The organism is Paraburkholderia phenoliruptrix (assembly GCF_019511605.1).
GTDB classification, from domain to species: domain Bacteria; phylum Pseudomonadota; class Gammaproteobacteria; order Burkholderiales; family Burkholderiaceae; genus Paraburkholderia; species Paraburkholderia phenoliruptrix_A.
The window spans coordinates 1-17,930 of the sequence record NZ_JAEUAV010000032.1; the positions used below are offsets into that span (position 1 = coordinate 1).

The following is a 17,930-nucleotide window of genomic DNA, read 5'->3' on the forward strand; positions in this document are numbered from 1 at the left end:
GCCCTTGCCAACCTCAACCCGCCGCCACCCCCGCTCGCCTGCGATCCACCCGCATAAACGGACTGCGCTCCACAATCGCGCCAAACAGCAGACCGATGGTGGTCCACATGATCGCCTGCATGCCAAGCGCGGCCACGCGGAACTTCCACAGTAGCGCGGCGGGGAAACCGGCCGGCACTTCGTCGATAACCGGCATCGACGTCTGCACGACAGCAATGATCGCGATGAACACCAGCGCCCCCACGATCGAACCGTTCCAGGCACCGAACCTGAGCGCTGCCCGCCGCCGCACTTTCAGCGAAAACACCAGCGCGGTGAGTGAAATGGCGATCATCAAAAAGAACAGGCCCGTGCGCGTGCCTATGGTTTCGGGCGAACCAACTGCCGGCGGGTTCGCCGGATATTTGATGTTCGGCACGATTACCAGCGCCACGAACGCGCCTAGCGCAAGCCACGCCGACAACGCCCGCACGCTGATCGCGCCCGCTCGCCCATACGCGTAAGCAAACACCAGTGCGAACAATCCGCCGAACGCCGCGCCGTACACCACCACGCCTGTCAGCAAACCCCAACCGGCTTGCGTGTCGCGACTGACCAGTTCCTCTTCATGCGAATGCTCGTGCGCATTCGCGGCCTGCGGTGCATGGTGATGCTCATGCGCCGCGCCGCCCGAATCGCCGGCTTGTTCCTCGAGGGCGATAGCCTGATTGACCTGAGGCTCGCCGGCCACGCGAGCGAACGCGAACGTGAGCAGCCCCGCGGCGATGCCTGCGAGCATCCCGCGCAACAACAACTTACCAACCATGTTCTGCTCCGTTAGTGGCAGGGAAAGCCGAGCAGATGGCGGCCGTCGTGCACGAACTCATGCACGTACATGCCGGGAAAGATGGAAGTGGCACCCTGTTCCGCGCCGACGAAATACAGCGCGAGCAACAGCAGCAATCCGCCGAACAAGGCCCAGGGCAACAGTTCACGCAGCGGAATTGGCGTGGGCTGAATAGCCGGTTGGCTGGCGGAATCGAAGACAGCTTCAGTCATGATGAACATCTCCTGGGGTAACGCGCCCCGTAGTCGATTGCGAAGGAATGCTGCGAAGCTCAGGTCTGGCTTTCGGCTTGCAATGCCGATTACAGTGGCGCGACCGCGCCGGGCTCTCACCGGCTTCCGCGCCTCGCAGTGCGGCTATTCTACGCGCTAAACTTCAGGGCCCGCTATCGCGGCCCGACCAGCCCGTTTTTATAAAAGCACACGAATGAACCTACGGCTGTTGCTGATCAGCCATGCCGCGACGGCGGCCATGCGCGCGGGCCGTTTTCCCGCCGACGATCCGCTCGACGCCCGCGCTCTCGAAGAAGTGCAAGCCGCGCGCTCGCGCCTGCCCATCGCGGACGATGCAACCGCCTTCGTGAGCCCCGCCCTCTGCGCACGCGAAACCTCGCGCGCGCTCGGCCTCGCGGCACGAACAGACGCAGCATTGGCGGATATCGACTACGGCAACTGGCGCGGCCGCCGCCTGAGCGAGCTCGCTAAGCACGCGCCAGACGCGCTCGCCGCATGGACGCGCGATCCTGACGCCGTCCCTCACGGTGGCGAGTCGTTCGCCCAGGTGGTGAAGCGGATCGGCAACTGGCTCGACGCGCTTGCCGTGCATGTCCCGCTCGACTCACATGACGAACCCCACGTTACAGCAGACAACGCATCTGTCGGCAAGCGCGCTGTCGTGGCCGTCACGCATGCGCCAGTGATCCGCGCCGCGATCGTGCATGTGCTCGGGGCGTCCCCGGAGATCTTCTCCAGCATTGAAATCGCGCCGCTTGCCGCCGTCGAAATGCGGCACTCGCGACAACGGGGCTGGACCTGGTGGCCGGGCTCAAGCTGAGTCTGGTTGCGCGCGCAACGTCCCAAATGTCAAACACACATTCCCGCAGATAGGCATGCAACTTGCATTCTGGCGTTACCGGCTGATTGACCTCCAGTCTATTACTTTGATGCAAACCGTCCACCGCTATGTCACAAGCCAAACACACGCCTGACCGCCTTCGCTCGGGAATCGAGGGAATCGACGACATTCTCGGAGGTGGCCTGACGCCGCACCGCATGTATCTCGTCGAAGGCGCGCCGGGCACGGGTAAAACTACCCTAGCCTTGCAATTTTTACTCGAAGGCGTCCACGAGGGGCAGGTAGGTCTGTACATTACGCTCTCGGAGACGCGCTCTGAACTGATCTCCGTAGCGGACAGCCACGGCTGGGACCTGAGCCAGTTCCGCATTCTCGAGTTGCTCTCCGACGAAGGCCTCGACCCGCAATTCGAGCAGACCGTGCTGCACCCGGCAGAGGTCGAGCTTGGCGAAACCGTGCGCAGCGTGATCCAGCAAGTCGAACAGATCAAGCCCGCGCGCATCGTGCTCGACAGTCTGTCTGAACTGCGCCTGCTGTCGCAGAACGCGCTGCGCTACCGGCGGCAGATTCTCGCGTTAAAGCGCTACTTCGCCACGCGTGAATGCACGGTGCTACTGCTTGACGACAACACGTCCGATCCGTCGGACATTCAGTTGCATAGCATCGCGCACGGCGTCATCACACTAGACAACGTCGTGCACGACTACGGCGGCAACCGGCGTCGCGTGCGCATCGCGAAGATGCGCGGCATCAAGTTCCGCGAGGGTTATCACGACTTTTCGCTGGATACCGGGGGCATCAAGGTCTATCCGCGCCTCGTCGCGGCAGAGCATCACGCGGACTTCGGCACCGAGATGACGAGCACCGGCACGCCGGGCCTCGACATGCTGCTCGGCGGCGGCCTGATACCAGGCACGAACGCATTGATAGTCGGCCCGTCCGGAGTCGGCAAAACCACTACGGTGGTGTCGTGCCTGATTGCCGCGCTCGAACGAGGCGAACGCTGCGTCTATTACGTATTCGACGAAACACTGGTCACCCTGGTCGCGCGCTGTGCGACGGTTGGAATGAACCTGCAACCGTATGTGGACAGCGGACTGCTCACGCTGCGCCAGATCGACCCGGCGGAAATCTCACCGGGCGAATTCGCGAGCGACGTTCGCGTTTCTGTCGAACAGAGAGGCGTGAGATACGTTGCGATCGACAGCCTGAACGCCTACCTGCAGGCCATGCCCGGCGAACGCTATCTGCTGCTGCAGATGCATGAACTGCTCGGCTATCTGAACCAGCAAGGCGTTATCACGATGCTCGTGTTGGGGCAGCATGGAATCATCGGCGAAATTCAAAGCGATATCGACATCAGCTATCTCAGCGACGTCGTGATCCTGTTCCGTTACTTTGAACACCATGGCGAAGTGCTGACCGCGGTCACTGCCGTGAAGAGTCGCGCGAACGCGCATGAGCGCTCAATCCGTCAGTTCAGGCTGACGTCGAAAGGCGTCGAGGTAGGCGAGGCGCTGCGCGACTTCGAAGGCGTGCTGTCCGGGCTGCCGGCTTATCGCGGCAGCACTGCGCTGCTCGGCGCGACAGACCACGTCATCGACACGTCGCGGCAGTAATCTCATGGAGCAACGCGTCCTGATCCTCGCGCCGTTTGGCCGCGACGCCGATGTCATTGCCGAGGTCCTGAACAAGGACAACCGCTCATGCCTTGCCTGCCGCGATGCGGACGCGCTCACCGAAGCCCTGGATGCGGGCGCGGGCACCGCATTGATCGCCGAAGAAGCGCTTGCCGATCAACGCGCGACGCGTTTATTCGAATGGCTCGAACACCAGCCCGCATGGTCGGATTTTCCGTTCATTCTGCTCGCTGCGACCGGCACTGGCCGCCGTTCGCCGCGCGGACTGGAGGCGCTCGAGCGGCTCGGCAACGTGGTCGTACTGGAACGTCCACTGAACTCGGAGACTCTGCGGCGAGCGGTGGCGTCGGGGTTGCGGGCGCGCGCCCGGCAATATGAATCGCGCCGCCATCTGGCCGAGCGCATAGAGGCGCAGGAAGCATTGGTCCAGCTCAACGATTCGCTTGAAAGCAGGATTGCCGAGCGCACTCACGAACTGGCTTCGGCCAACAACCGGCTGATGATGGAAATTCACGAGCGCGCGAAGGTGCAGGCGGTGCTCGTGCAATCGCAGAAGATGGAGGCGCTCGGGCAGCTCACCGGCGGCATCGCGCACGACTTCAACAATCTGCTGAACGTCATCATGGTCAACTCCGAGTTGATCGCACGCGTGAGCAGCGACGAGCGCATTCGCAGCATGGCCGCGACCGTCAAGCGCGCCACTGAGCGCGGCGCCAAACTCACCGGCCAGTTGCTCACGTTCTCGCGCAACAGCAATCTGGATCTGAAGGCCGTCGACGTCGTCGCCTTGCTGCAAGGCATGCGCGACATCATCACCGTGTCGCTGGGATCGGGCATCAGCTACAGCAACGAATTCGAAAGCGACGAGATGTGGACGCAGGCCGACGCGAATCAGCTGGAGCTCGCCGTGCTGAATCTCGCGATCAACGCACGCGACGCCATGCCGGGCGGCGGCCAGTTGAGGGTCAGCGTGAAGGAGCGCCCGGCGCCCGACCAGACCCTCGCCGAGGGCCAATATGTCGTGATCGAGGTCACTGACACCGGCTCGGGCATTCCGCCCGACATCGTCACGCGCGTGTTCGATCCGTTCTTCACCACCAAGCCGATCGGCAAGGGAACCGGCCTCGGCTTGAGCCAGGTGTACGGCATTGCGCGCCAGGCCGGCGGCACCGCACGGCTCGTGAGCGAAGAAGGCGTCGGCACCACCGTCGAACTGTGGCTGCCGATGCGCGAGCGCGTCGCGCCACAGAACGCCGAGGCATCGAATACGGAAGCGAACGCCGTCGGCGAAAAACGCGTGCTCGTGATCGAAGACGACAGCGAAGTGCGCGCCATGCTGGTGGAGTCGCTGCGAATGCTCGGCTACAACGTGACCGAAGCCGCCGACGGCCGCGCCGGCCTGAACCGTCTCGCGGACGACAACCCGGACCTGCTGATGGTCGACTTCGCGATGCCCGGCATGAACGGAATCGACGTCATCGCGGAAGCGCGCAGAATGCGCAGCGATCTGCCGGTGATTCTCGCCACCGGTTATGCAGACGTCGATATTTCCGGTCTTTCAGTGGAACGCTGCACCGTATTGCGCAAGCCTTTCCAGCTCGACGACCTTGCGCGGAGCATCCGCCTCGGACTGATTGCCTGAAACGCCGGCTTTCCTCGGGCCGCCAGGAATTTTCCAATTCGATAGTTTGCTAACGATTGTTTTGGAAATAGAATACCGGCCATGACGAATCTCGACGCCCTACGCCGTAAAGTGAGCAGCACGCTCGTGATCGCTGCCCGCAAGTGGCGGCGCACGAGTCATGGCGTGCTGTCCGCGTTCAACGTGTCGGAGGCGTGCGCCACGCCGCTCCTCACCGCAAGCCGGCTGGGCGAGGCGGTCCGTCAGGTCACGCTGGCCGACTACATCGGCATTGAAGGGCCGTCGCTCGTGCGTCTACTCGATCAGCTCTGCGCGGCGGGCCTGATGCGCCGCGACGAAGACCCCGCGGACCGGCGCGCCAAAACCGTGGCACTGACCCAGCAAGGCCGCTTTGTGACGCAAAAGATGGAAGACGAACTCGTCACACTGCGCGCGCAGGCCCTCAAAGGCATTTCGCGCAGCGACCTGGAAGCCACCCTGCGCGTGCTGAGCGCATTCACCGCCGGTCCCACCGAAGAGGCGCAAACCTCCGAGGCTGCTGGGGCCGTAACGCCCGCGCGGGCCGCGAACGTCACGAACGCCGCGAACGCCGCCAATCCGGCAAGAAAGGCGACAGCCGCGCAGCGAGTCAATGCCCCGCGCGGGAAACCGCGTCGGGCAACGCTCAAGGCACGGCGTAGCGCGCGATGATCTACCCTTCCGTTCGCGACTGGCTCTTCTCGGTCAAGACCTTTGCCGCTGCGATGATCGCGCTGTACATCGGCCTCGCGCTCGAACTGCCGCGGCCGTACTGGGCCATGGCGACGGTGTACATCGTGTCGAATCCGTTCGTTGGCGCGACGCGCTCAAAGGCGATCTACCGCGCGCTCGGCACCGCGCTCGGTGCGTCGGCGGCTGTGCTGCTCGTGCCGCCGTTCGTCGAATCTCCGTATCTGTTCAGCGTAATCCTCGCGCTGTGGGTCGGCACACTGCTCTTTCTCGCCATCTCGGACCGTACCGCACGCAGCTACGTGTTCCTGCTCGCAAGCTATACGATGCCGATCATCGCACTGCCCGCCGTCACCAATCCGGCAGGCGTGTTCGATCTCGCGGTGAGCCGCACCGAAGAGATCACCCTCGGCATTGTGTGTGCAAGCATAGTGGGCAGCGTGGTGTTCCCAAGCCGGCTTGCGCCCACCATCATCGAACGCACCGATGCATGGTTTCGCGACGCGGCGTTCTACGCGACCGAAACGCTGTCGGGACGCGTTGCAGGCGCGGCGATTTCCGGTGCGCGCCAGCGGCTCGCAGCCACCATCAACGGTCTGGAATTGCTGCTGAGCCAGTTGGCGTACGACCACACGCGCCCCGACCTTTTGACGCGCGCGCACGAACTTCGCGGACGCATGCAGTTGCTGTTGCCGCTCATGTCTGCGCTTGCCGATCCGCTCACTGCGCTCTACAACAGCGGCAGTCACAAGTGGCCCGAAGGGCTCGAAGCGCTGCTCGCCGACATCGTCAAATGGTTCAATGCACCGCTGCCGACGGCGAGTGCGGGCTATCATCCGGACCCGGCCGCAAACGCGCTGCGCGAGCGTATTGCCGCGATGCAGCCGCCGCCCGCCGCGCTCACGACATGGGAAGGCGCGTTGCTCTCGAGCGCACTGTGGCGCATGAAGCAGGTAATAGACGTGTGGCAGGACTGCCGCTCTTTGCGCATCATCATCACGCGTGAAGAAGGCTTCTGGCGGCCGCGTTTTCGCCATTGGCGGCTTGGCGGCACGGAGCGTTTCTTCGACCGCGGCATGATGTTGTTCTCGACCGGCTCGACCGCGGCGGCGGTGATTCTCGCGTGCAGTCTGTGGATCGCCTCGGGCTGGGCGGACGGCGCGAGCGCCGTGACGCTCGCGGCGGTCGCCTGCTGTTTCTTCGCCGCGCTCGACGAACCCGCGCCCATGGTGTTCCGCTTCTTCGTCGCCACGGCAATCAGCGTAGTGGCGGCAGGCGTGTATCTGTTCGCCGTGCTGCCGCACGTGCACGACTTTGCGATGCTGGTGATCCTATTTGCCGTGCCGTTCATTCTGGTCGGCACGTTGATTCCACGCCCGCAGTTCAACATGGCGACGGTGCTTGTGGCCGTGAATACCGCCACCTTCATCAGCATTCAGGATGCATACGACGCCAACTTTCTGACCTTCCTGAACAGCAATCTCGCGGGCCTCGCGGGGCTGCTGTACGCGTATCTGTGGACTCGCGCGGTGCGCCCGTTCGGCGCCGAACTTGCGGCCGCCCGGCTATTGCGCTCGAGTTGGACCGACGTCGCGTTGACGGCGTCCACGCGGCCGATCGTTGACCCGCGCAATCACGCGGCGCGCATGCTGGACCGCCTGATGCAGCTGATTCCGCGACTCGGCGCGACGGACGACCAGCGTCATCCTTCCATCGAAAGCTTTCGCGATCTGCGGATCGCCTTCAATTCCATCGATCTGCGCCGTCTCACGCGCAAGCTCGGCGGCGAGGCGCCGGCCGCGATCGAACAGGTGCTCGACGGCGTGCATGCCTATTACGAGAACTGCGTGAACCGTCGCGCGCGCGAGCCGGTGCCCGCCAGCCTGATGTCGTCGATCGACTCGGCCGTCGCGCGCGTCACCTCCGAAGGGCTTGCCAATGCGGGCGCGGCAAGCGCGGCCTCGCAAACCTCGGCACGCCACTTGCGCGACGCGCTGCATGCGCTGATCGGCATGCGGCTATCGCTCTTTCCGGCCACGCTGCAAGCAGCCACGCCGCCCACCCGCGACGCGAGTGCCTGATGCGCCGTTCAACACTTCTGCTCTGGTCCCGCGATGATCGGTGAAATAGACATTTTCGGTGTGTTCGTGCCGGCCGTGCTGGTGCTGATGCTGGTCGCCTATCTGATCAATCTCGCGATTCGCACGGTGCTCGCGCGGGTCGGCTTTTACCGCTTCGTGTGGCATCGCTCCATTTTCGACCTCGGCATCTATGTGCTGGTGCTGGGCCTTGTGGTCGTCGTTTCGCACAGACTCGTTTCGTGAAATCAACGTGAAAAAAACCTGGTTCTCCGTGGGTCGGATCCTGCTGACCCTGATCGTCGTCGTGGCCGCCGCACTCGTGCTGTGGAAGCTGATCGGCTACTACATGTTCGCGCCCTGGACGCGCGACGGGCACGTGCGCGCCGACGTAATCCAGGTCGCGCCCGACGTGTCGGGGCTGATTTCGTCGGTTCAGGTGGTGGACAACCAGCAGGTCAGGCAAGGCCAGGTATTGTTCGTCATCGATCAGGCCCGGTATGCGCTCGCGCTGCGCCAGGCACAGGCCACCGCGCAGCAACGCCGTGCCACGCTCGACCAGGCGCGCCGCGAAGATGCGCGCAATCGCAAGCTTGGCAACCTGGTGGCCGCCGAAGTGGCAGAAGAAAGCCGCTCGCGCGTCGATCAGGCGGAGGCGGCGCTTGCAGACGCGAACGTCGCGATCGACACGGCGAAGTTGAACCTGCAACGCGCGACCATCGTGAGCCCGGTTGACGGTTACCTGAACGACCGCGCGCCGCGTGCGGGCGAATTCGTCGCCGCGGGACGCGCGGTGCTTTCGGTCGTGGACATGCATTCGTTCCGCGTCGACGGCTACTTCGAGGAAACCAAGCTTGGCGGCATCGCCATCGGGCAGCCTGTCGACATCAGCGTGATGGGCGAGCCGCGCGTGCTGCGTGGCCATGTGCAAAGCATCGTTGCGGGTATCGAGGACCGCGACCGCACCCAGGGCACCAATCTGCTGCCGAACGTGAATCCGGCCTTTAGCTGGGTGCGGCTCGCACAACGCATTCCGGTGCGCGTAGCGCTGGACGAAGTGCCCGCGGATTTCCGCATGATTGCAGGGCGCACTGCAACGGTGTCGGTACGCGATGCGGATCATGCGCACGCTTCGCATGTGGCAGCGGCTTCGGGTGCCACGAGTGCTTCGGGCGCCACGGGTGCGTCGGGTGCTTCGGATGCTTCGGGCGTTACGGGTCCCGCGGCTGCTTCGCCCGCTTCTGGCGCCCTGGCTTCGCAGTCTGCGTCGTCCGCCATCGCTTCGGGCGCCTCGCAATGAAAGTGCTGCGCTTTGTGCCGTCCCCGCTCTTTTCCCGCGCGCTCGGGCTGCTGCCGCTTGCCGCGTTGCTCAACGGCTGCATGAACGTCGGGCCGAACTATTCGCTACCGAAAGACGCGCTCGTCAATGCGCCGCTCGCCAATGCGTCCATCGAAGGCGCCGACACGGCGCTCACCTCGCGCGCCGACGTGCCCGCTGTCTGGTGGAAGCTGTACGACGATCCGGTGCTGAACCGTCTGGTCGACGAAGCATTGCAATCCAACACCGACTTGCGCGTGGCCGCCGCCAATCTTGCGCGCTCGCGCGAGGCGCTCGGCGTCGCGCAGGCGCAAGGCGGATTTTCGGGCAAGGCGTCGGCGGCCTTCCAGCGCGCGCAGGAATCGGCAGAACAGTACCTGCTGACCGAGAAACTGCCGGTCGTGAACGAAGGCGATGTCGGCATCAGCGTCGCGTACGAGATCGACCTGTTCGGCAAGCTGCGGCGCGGCGTGGAAGCAGCGCAAGCCGACGCCGAAGCCGTGCAGGCCGCGGGCGATCTCGCGCGAATCACGGTGGTAGCGGACGTGGTGCGCGCCTACGTCGAGCAATGCTCGGCCGCCGAGGAACTGAACATCGCGCAGCAATCGCTCGCGTTGCAAAGGCAGCGGGTGGACGTATCGCGCCGACTGCGCGACGCGGGGCGCGGCAATCAGACGGAAGTCACCCGCGGTCAAACGCAGGTCGATACGTTGTCCGCGGATATTCCGCGATACACGGCACGTCGCAAGATCGCGCAATACCGGCTCGCGGCGCTGCTCGCGCGAGCGCCGTCCGACCTGCCGCCCGCCGTTCTCGCCTGCGAAAAGTTGCCGCGGATTCGCCAGCCGATTCCCGTCGGCGACGGCGCCGCGCTGCTCAAGCGCCGGCCGGACGTGCGCGAGGCCGAACGTCAACTGGCGGCATCCACAGCACGCATCGGGGTGGCGACCGGCGCGCTGTATCCCACCGTGAGCATCGGCGCATCGGCGGGTTTGACGGGCGTTCTCGAAGATCTGGGCACCTCGCCCACCGCGCGCTGGGGCTTCGGTCCGCTGATCAGTTGGACATTTCCGGCGAACGGCGCGCGCGGCCGCGTGCGCGAAGCGCAGGCGTCGAGCCGGGTCGCGCTGGCCCGCTTTGACGGCGTCGTGCTGACCGCGTTGCGCGAAACCGAAACCAGTCTCGCCACTTATGCCTCCGACTACGCTCGCGCCGAATCTCTGCGCGCCGCGCTGAAGTCCGCAACTCAATCCGCCGACGAAACCCACCGGCTGTACCGCGCGGGCCGCGAGTCCTTCATTTCGGACCTGGACGCAACTCGCACGCTGACCTCGACCAAAGCACAGGTCGCCGCTGCCGAAGGCCAGGTGGCCATTGATCAGGTCAATCTCTTCCTCGCACTAGGCGGCGGGTGGGAACAGGGCGGGCAACCCGCTCCCACGCCCGCGGCTGCAGCTTCCGGGGCAGCCGCGCACACCACGGCACCGTAAGCAGCCACTCAATTCTTACGTTCTATTTTTGTCTTTCTTTCTTTTGCCTTTCATTTGCGGTTAAATACCTGCCACCAACCACACGTACGAGGCCAAGGTATGTCGTCATTCATGAAAAGCGCAGCAGCATTGGGCGGATGCATCGGCATCTTCACGGCCGTGGTGGCCGTGCTCGAAATCCTGGCGGGCTAGGCGTCGGGCCCACGCAAAACGCCGGCCCAGTTCATGCGGGCCGGCGTTTTGCCGCTTGATGAATTGCGGCGCGCACACGCGGATAGGTGCCGCAACGGCAGACAATATTGCTCATCGCCGCGTCGATATCCGCATCCGTGGGGCGCGGCTTCTGTTTCAGCAGGGCGCAGGCGGCCATCAGTTGCGCGCTTTGACAATAGCCGCATTGCACCACGTCCAGATCGATCCACGCCGCCTTCAATGCTTGCGCTTCCACACCTTGCAGTCCTTCTATGGTCGTGATCTTCTGTGTATTCACACTCGACAGAGGCGTCTGACACGACAGGCAAGGCTTGTCGTTCAGATGCACGGTGCAGGCGCCGCAAATGCCCACGCCGCAGCCGAACTTCGTCCCCGTCATGCCGAGTTCGCAACGCAACACCCACAATAGCGGCATGTCCGCTTCCGCTTGCACGGCTACAGCGCGTCCGTTGATATGTAGCGATCCCATGTGCGTCTCCGGCTTTATGTGAGTCTCAACGGCAGGTTGCGCAGGCGCCTGCCGGTCAGTGCGAACACCGCGTTCGCGACAGCGGGTGCCACCGGCGGCACGCCAGGCTCGCCAACTCCTTGCGGATGCAACTGACTCGGCATGATGTCGACTTCGATCATCGGGCAATCGTTGATCCGCACCACCGGAAAGTCGACGAAGTTCTTCTGCTCGACCTGACCGTTCACAATGGTTATCTCTTCCTGCAATGCGGCAGAGAGGCCGAACACGATTGCGCCCTCCATCTGCTGACGAATCAGGTTCGGGTTCACCGGCAAGCCGCAATCGATCACACATGTCACGCGATGCACGCGAATCCGTCTGTCGGGCCCAATCGATACTTCTGCGACTTGCGCCACGACGCTGCCGAACGCCTCGTGCAGCGCGATGCCGCGCGCACGCGGCGCGCCATCGGCGGAGTGCGTCAACGGATGCCGCCACGCGGACAATTCAGCCGCTCGCTGCAACACAGCCAGATGCCGCGGATGCTGCATGAGCAGCGCGGCGCGAAATGCAACGGGGTCCTGATCGACGGCCGCGGCGAGTTCATCGGTGAAGCTCTCTGTGAAGAAAGCCTGATGCGAATGGCCGACCGAGCGCCAGAAGCCGACCGGCACCGGCAAATCGACAAGCTTGTGCGCAACGCGTGCGGCCGGCCATTCATACGGTTGGTCGAAGGCTCCCTCGGTCGTGGTCTTGTCAAGTGGAATGCGCGGCACGCCGTAATAGCGCGTGAGCGCTTCGGGCACGATTGCCTGACTCGCAGACGCGCTGTGCCATGCAACCAGTTTGCCGTGACTGTCGAAGCCCGCCTTCAATCGCGACACACACGCTGGCCGATAGAAATCGTGCGTGAAGTCCTGCGCGCGCGACCACAGCGTTTGCACAGGACGGCCGCCCGCCTGCTGCGCGATTACCGCAGCCTGCGCGATGTAGTCGAGTTCAAGACGCCGGCCGAATGCACCGCCCAGCAATTGCGCGTGCACATGCACCTTGTCGTCGTCGATATGCAGCACCTTGGCGACGTGATGCCGCGCAAGCGCGGGCACTTGTGTCGACACCCAAACGGTCGCCGTGCCATCGGCAACCTGCACGGTGCAGTTCAGCGGCTCGACCGCGCCATGCGCGAGATACGGCGCGTGATATTCGGCGGCGACAGTGCGCGCGGCCCCGCTCAGCGCGTCGTTGACGTCGCCGCGACGGTAGTACGCGTGGCCGTCTCCATCGTCGAGTGCGAGCACGAGGCGGCGCTCCACTTCCGCACTCGAAAGCGAAGCCGCAGCACCGTGCTTCCATGTGACCTTGAGCGCCTCGACGGCCTTTATCGCGCGAAACGGGTTGTCCGCGATCACCGCGACGCCGCCCGTGCCGCCCGCATAAGGCGCGAATGCAAGCGCCTTGACGAAGCCGCGCAATCTCTGCGCTGCTGTCGCGTCGAAACTTGCGACACTGCCGCCGAGCGTCGGGCACATCACCACGCTCGCGTAGAGCAGACCGTCAGGCAACGCGTCGATGCCAAAACGCGCGGTACCGTTGATCTTCGAGGCAGCCTCGATACGCCGCAGCGGTTTGCCGATCAACGTGAAAGTGGCGGGATCTTTCAACGCAACCTTGCGAGGCAGCGCCTGCTGAGCCGCGGTCGACGACAACTCGCCAAAGCTTGCCTTATGTCCCGCCGGATGCATCACGTAGCCGTTTTGCGCTGCACATTCGCCGGGCGGCACGTGCCATTGCGCCGCGGCAGCGGCAATCAGCATGGCGCGCGCAGACGCGCCGGCTTCGCGCATGGGCGTCCAGAGGTCGTTGATGCTGGAGGAGCCGCCGGTCATCATCGTGCCGGCTTCGCGCACCACTTTGCGCGTGTACCAGACAATCGCGCGCTTCGTCATGCTGTCGTGATCGGGACGAAACGGCAGATCGTCGATCACGTTTTGCACGCTGTTATAGATGTTGTCGATTGGCGCGTCCTCGAGACGCACGCGCGACCAGTCAGCGTCGAGTTCTTCTGCAAGCAGCATGGCAAGGCCCGTGTGAATGCCCTGCCCCATTTCCGCCTTGCACATCATGATGGTGACGCTGCTGTCCGCGGCGATCTTGACCCAGCCGTTCAGCGCGCTCTGCGTGCCTTCGATGGGTAACGGCGCCTCAGTCGTGAGGCGCTGCCGCGCGGGCAGCACCGACCAGCCCACCACCAGCGCGCCCACTGCGCCCGCGCCGCCGATGAGGAAGGTTCTGCGCTTCATGATGATGGCCCGTCTGCTCGCCTGCCGGCAACCCGCCGCAAGGCGCGGTTCGCGCCCTGCGTTCTCACGCAATATTAGTAAGACGGAGAGACGGGCGCGGACTTAAATAGGCAAGATGGAGCCGTATTCGCGCGGCACGGGCATGTCAGCGCTCAAGGCTCATGCTGTGAAGCCATAAGGCGCTTCATTAAATGTCCTGAGCGAACCAGTGCTTGACTGAACAGGCTCACCGCCGGTTCGACCCCGACACGACGTCGATCCACACGGCCAATACCAGAATGCCGCCCTTCACGATCATTTGCCAGTAAGCATCCACGTCGAGCATCGACATGCCGTTGTCGAGACTCGCCATCACCAGCGCGCCGATCAACGCACCGTAAACCGTGCCCGAGCCGCCGCGCATCGAGGTTCCGCCAATGAAGCACGCAGCAATCGCGTCGAGTTCGCCCATCGAGCCCGCCGACGGCGATCCCGCAGCGAGCCGCGCCGTGTTCACAATGCCGGCGAATGCACACATCAATCCCATCAGCGCAAAGATAGCGAGCTTCACGCGGTCCGTATTGACGCCCGAAAGGCGCGTCGCTTCGAGGTTGGAACCGACCGCATAGATGCGGCGCCCAAACACCGTCTGTGTGGCGATCCACGTAAAAATGCCGAGCAGCGCGAGCAGCAGCAGAACAGGTACCGGAATGCCGCCGTAGCGGTCCAGCGTCGCAACAAAGCCCGCGAGAATCGCACCGGCGCCGACCACCTTCGCGACGTCCTGCCAGACGGGCACCACGCTCAACTGATACCGCTCGCGGTTGCGGCGCTGGCGTACCGTCAGAAACGCGAGCAGCAGAAACAGCACGACCGCTAGCGTATCGCCGGCTAGTTGCGGCAGATAGCCCTGCCCGACGAACACGAAGCTGTCGGAGACCGGCGCGATGGTCGAGCCGCCCGTCACGCCAAGCAGAATGCCGCGATAAGCAAGCATGCCGCCCAGGCCCACAATGAACGAGGGCACACGCCGGTAGGTCGACCACCATCCGTTGAAAAGGCCGATGAGCACACCCAGCAACATCACCACCGGCAGCGTCACGCCGATCGGCCAGTGGCGGTTCACGTCGAGTATCGCCGCTACACCGCCTAGCAAACCCAGCAGCGATCCGACCGACAGATCGATCTCGCCCGCAATGATGACGAACACCATGCCGCACGCGAGCATGCCGGTAATCGACATTTGCCGCAGCAGATTCGACAGATTGCGCGGCGTCACGAATGCGCCATGCGTGAGCACCGAAAAGAAAATCCAGATTGCGGCCACGGCAATCAGCAACGCGAGAATCTTGTAGCGCGCGAACAGTTGCTGAATGCGCAAGGTACCGCCGAATGCGCCTCGTGGCGCGTTATCGTCGGCGCGTTGGGAAGTAACGTCGGGCGTCATGCTGCACTCGCTGCGGTTGGGTTCGGGACTCGCTGCACGGGACGGATGGCGGCGCTGAGAATGTCTTCCTGCGTAAGGCCTTCGTTGACGAAGTCGCCGCGCAGTTCGCCCTCGCCGATCACCAGCACGCGATCGCTCATGCCGAGTACCTCCGGCAATTCGGACGACACCATCACGACTGACATGCCGCGCTGCGCCAGCTGAAAAATGAGTTTGTAGATTTCGAACTTTGCACCGACGTCGACGCCGCGTGTCGGCTCGTCGAGAATCAGCACTTTTGGATTGGTCAGCAGCATGCGCGTGAGCACGGCCTTCTGCTGGTTGCCGCCGGAAAGACTCGCGATCGACAACAACGGATGGGCCGCGCGTACGGAAAGCCGCTTCATTTCCGTGTGAATCGTATCGAGCTCGGCGGCCGAATCGATACGGCCACCCGACGCAAAGCGCTGCAGCACCGCGAGGGTAATGTTGTGGCCCACGCTCAGGCCCGGCACAATGCCGTGGCGTTTGCGATCTTCCGGCACCATGCCGATGCCTGCGCGAATCGCGTCGATAGGCGCGCGAATCTTCACGGGCTTGCCTTCCATCACGACCGTCGCCTCGCTGACTCCAGGATACGCGCCGAAAATCGCCTGCATCAATTCCGTGCGGCCGGCGCCGACCAGACCGGCCACGCCGAGAATTTCGCCCCGCCGCAATGTGAACGACACATCGTTCACGCGTTTGCGGCGCGGATTCGTCACGTCGAAGCAGGTCACATTGCGCGCTTCGAAAATGACTTCGCCCACAGGATGCGGCTCGCGCGGGAACAGGTTCTTGATCTCACGTCCCACCATCAACGAAATGATGCGATCTGTCGTGAGCGTGTGCATGGGCTCGGTGGCGACATGGCGTCCGTCGCGTATCACGCTAATGGTGTCGCAAACAGCGGCCACTTCGTCGAGCTTGTGCGAAATGTAGACGCAGGCCACGCCGCGCCGTTTGAGATCGCGCACGAGGTCCAGCAAAATGGCGATCTCCGCCGACGTGAGCGACGACGACGGCTCGTCCAGAATCAGCAGCTTCGCGCGCTTATTGAGCGCCTTGGCAATTTCAATCAGCTGCTGATGGCCGCCGCCGTAGTTCATCACCGGCTGCGCGGCGTTGATTCCGCTAATGCCGAGTTCGCGCAGCAGTTCGTCGGCGCGTTGATACATTGCCGCGTAGTTCATTCGGCCGCCGGGCAGCGTGATTTCGTTGCCGAGAAAGATGTTCTCCGCCACCGACAGTTCCGGCACCAGCATAAGCTCCTGGTGAATGATGATGATGCCGGCGCGCTCGGTGTCGCGTATGCTCGCCGCTTTCAGCGGCTTGCCTTCCCAGGTTATTTCGCCATCCCAGGTACCGTACGGATAAACGCCGGACAGTACTTTCATCAGCGTGGATTTGCCTGCGCCGTTTTCTCCACACAAGCCAACGCACTCGCCGGGCGCGACCGTGAGGTCGATACCGTCGAGTGCCTTCACACCTGAAAATGCCTTGACGATGCCGCGCATCGTCAGTAACGGTTGCGTCATTCGCTATGCCTCGCTGCAAGGCGTGCGACCGCGCCGGTACGCTATGACCGTACCGGTGCGAGCCGCACGCACGTTACGGTCATTGGCTCGCGAGCTGGGCCTGGGTGTAGAAGCCGTCCTTGACGACCACGTCGACGTTGCTTTTTGTCAGCAACGTGGGCTGCAGCAGCACCGTGTCGACTTTCTTCTTGCCGTTGTCGTACTGCGCATTGAAGGCTGGTTTTTCGCCCTTAGCCAATGCAACGGAAAGCTTGGCGGCTTCGCCCGCGATCAGCTTCAACGGCTTGTACACCGTCATGGTTTGCGTGCCCGCAATCAGGCGCTTGACTGCTGCGAGGTCCGCGTCCTGGCCCGATACCGGCACCTTGCCTGCCATATGCTGGGCGGCAAGCGCCTGGATTGCGCCGCCTGCCGTGCCGTCGTTCGAAGCGACAATTGCGTCGATCTTGTTGTTGTTCGCGGTCAGCGCATCTTCCACTATGCGCAGCGCCGTGGACGCGCTCCACTCCGGCACCCACTGCTGACCCACTACCTTGATATCGCCCTTGTCGATGGCGGGCTTCAATACCTTCAACTGTCCTTCGCGCAACATCTTCGCGTTGTTGTCGGTCGGCGCGCCGCCGAGCAGGAAGTAGTTGCCCTTCGGCTTTGCCTGGAGAACGCCTTGCGCCTGCAGTTCGCCGACCTTTTCGTTGTCGAACGAGATATAGGCGTCCACGTCCGCATCCAGGATCAGGCGGTCATACGAAACCACCTTGATGCCCGCTTTCCTGGCTTCGGCCACGACGTTGCCGAGCGTTTTCGAATTGAATGGCACGATCACGATTACATCGACGCCGCGCGAGATCAGGTTCTCGATTTGCGAAATTTGCCGGGCCTCGCTGGCATCCGCGGATTGCACGGATACCTTCGCGCCGAGCTTTTCTGCAGCGGCGACGAAATAGTCGCGATCGCGCGACCAGCGTTCGACCCTCAGGTCGTCGATACAGAAGCCGATTTCAGGGTGATCCTTGCTCGCGTGCGCAAGCGGCGCGGCAAGCGACAGGCTGGCCAGTACCGCTCCACACACGAGCGAACTCAGTACAGTACGACGCGTTGCGAACTTCATCTCTGTCTCCTTCGTCTGATAGCCGGAATACCGGATTGGACGGCCTGCGCTGCGAGACGCAGGTCCGGACAAGCGACAACCCAAAGCTTCTTTTTTGTTT

At 63.5% G+C, this 17,930-nt stretch carries 15 protein-coding genes and 1 riboswitch; of the genes, 8 read left to right on the forward strand and 7 right to left on the reverse strand.

Annotated features, from left to right (window positions below; genetic code table 11):
* Nucleotides 1–13: 13 nt before the first annotated feature.
* Both JNB89_RS27720 and JNB89_RS27725 read right to left on the reverse strand, forming a co-directional pair.
* Nucleotides 14–805, reverse strand: coding sequence for a CbtA family protein (locus tag JNB89_RS27720; protein WP_220364325.1), 792 nt, complete (start codon nt 803–805; stop codon nt 14–16).
* 11 nt (nt 806–816) lie between these two features.
* Nucleotides 817–1,038, reverse strand: a complete 222-nt coding sequence (locus JNB89_RS27725) for a CbtB domain-containing protein (RefSeq protein WP_013341877.1) — start codon at nt 1,036–1,038, stop codon at nt 817–819.
* Nucleotides 1,039–1,088: 50 nt separating this feature from the next.
* A riboswitch (adenosylcobalamin (AdoCbl) riboswitch) is annotated at nt 1,089–1,177 on the reverse strand.
* A gap of 75 nt (nt 1,178–1,252) precedes the next feature.
* Between JNB89_RS27725 and JNB89_RS27730 the strand changes: the two genes are divergently transcribed.
* The 8 genes from JNB89_RS27730 to JNB89_RS27765 all read left to right on the forward strand — a co-directional run bounded on the left by JNB89_RS27730 (nt 1,253) and on the right by JNB89_RS27765 (nt 10,776).
* Nucleotides 1,253–1,879 carry a histidine phosphatase family protein gene (locus JNB89_RS27730; RefSeq protein WP_220364326.1) on the forward strand — a complete coding sequence of 209 codons (627 nt, stop codon included), beginning with the start codon at nt 1,253–1,255 and terminating at the stop codon, nt 1,877–1,879.
* A 128-nt stretch (nt 1,880–2,007) separates the two neighbouring features.
* Nucleotides 2,008–3,519 carry an ATPase domain-containing protein gene (locus JNB89_RS27735; protein ID WP_220364327.1) on the forward strand — a complete coding sequence of 504 codons (1,512 nt, stop codon included), beginning with the start codon at nt 2,008–2,010 and terminating at the stop codon, nt 3,517–3,519.
* 4 nt (nt 3,520–3,523) lie between these two features.
* Entirely contained in the window at nt 3,524–5,182 is a 1,659-nt protein-coding gene (locus JNB89_RS27740) for an ATP-binding protein (protein WP_220364328.1), read from the forward strand.
* An 81-nt stretch (nt 5,183–5,263) separates the two neighbouring features.
* Entirely contained in the window at nt 5,264–5,872 is a 609-nt protein-coding gene (locus JNB89_RS27745) for a MarR family winged helix-turn-helix transcriptional regulator (RefSeq protein WP_220364329.1), read from the forward strand.
* Nucleotides 5,869–7,971, forward strand: a complete 2,103-nt coding sequence (locus JNB89_RS27750) for an FUSC family protein (protein ID WP_220364330.1) — start codon at nt 5,869–5,871, stop codon at nt 7,969–7,971. Before JNB89_RS27745 ends, JNB89_RS27750 begins: the two co-directional genes overlap by 4 nt.
* A 33-nt stretch (nt 7,972–8,004) precedes the next feature.
* Entirely contained in the window at nt 8,005–8,214 is a 210-nt protein-coding gene (locus JNB89_RS27755) for a DUF1656 domain-containing protein (RefSeq protein ID WP_013341883.1), read from the forward strand.
* A gap of 7 nt (nt 8,215–8,221) precedes the next feature.
* Complete coding sequence (locus JNB89_RS27760) at nt 8,222–9,268, forward strand: efflux RND transporter periplasmic adaptor subunit (protein ID WP_220364331.1); 1,047 nt, start codon at nt 8,222–8,224, stop codon at nt 9,266–9,268.
* Nucleotides 9,265–10,776, forward strand: a complete 1,512-nt coding sequence (locus JNB89_RS27765; RefSeq protein WP_220364332.1) for an efflux transporter outer membrane subunit — start codon at nt 9,265–9,267, stop codon at nt 10,774–10,776. Before JNB89_RS27760 ends, JNB89_RS27765 begins: the two co-directional genes overlap by 4 nt.
* Before the next feature lie 223 nt (nt 10,777–10,999).
* Here JNB89_RS27765 and JNB89_RS27770 read toward each other — a convergent pair whose 3' ends face one another.
* The 5 genes from JNB89_RS27770 to xylF all read right to left on the reverse strand — a co-directional run bounded on the left by JNB89_RS27770 (nt 11,000) and on the right by xylF (nt 17,830).
* The gene (locus JNB89_RS27770) at nt 11,000–11,458 is read right to left on the reverse strand and encodes a (2Fe-2S)-binding protein (RefSeq protein ID WP_013341887.1); all 459 of its coding nucleotides are present in this window, start codon (nt 11,456–11,458) and stop codon (nt 11,000–11,002) included.
* A 14-nt stretch (nt 11,459–11,472) separates the two neighbouring features.
* Nucleotides 11,473–13,740, reverse strand: coding sequence for a xanthine dehydrogenase family protein molybdopterin-binding subunit (locus JNB89_RS27775; RefSeq protein WP_220364333.1), 2,268 nt, complete (start codon nt 13,738–13,740; stop codon nt 11,473–11,475).
* 226 nt (nt 13,741–13,966) lie between these two features.
* On the reverse strand, nt 13,967–15,166 hold the full coding sequence (locus tag JNB89_RS27780; RefSeq protein ID WP_013341889.1) for a sugar ABC transporter permease: 1,200 nt from the start codon (nt 15,164–15,166) through the stop codon (nt 13,967–13,969).
* A complete protein-coding gene (gene xylG / locus JNB89_RS27785) occupies nt 15,163–16,722 on the reverse strand; it encodes a D-xylose ABC transporter ATP-binding protein (protein WP_220364334.1) in 1,560 nt (519 codons plus the stop codon). Before xylG ends, JNB89_RS27780 begins: the two co-directional genes overlap by 4 nt.
* Nucleotides 16,723–16,801: 79 nt before the next feature.
* The gene (xylF, locus tag JNB89_RS27790; RefSeq protein WP_013341891.1) at nt 16,802–17,830 is read right to left on the reverse strand and encodes a D-xylose ABC transporter substrate-binding protein; all 1,029 of its coding nucleotides are present in this window, start codon (nt 17,828–17,830) and stop codon (nt 16,802–16,804) included.
* Nucleotides 17,831–17,930 lie beyond the last annotated feature (100 nt).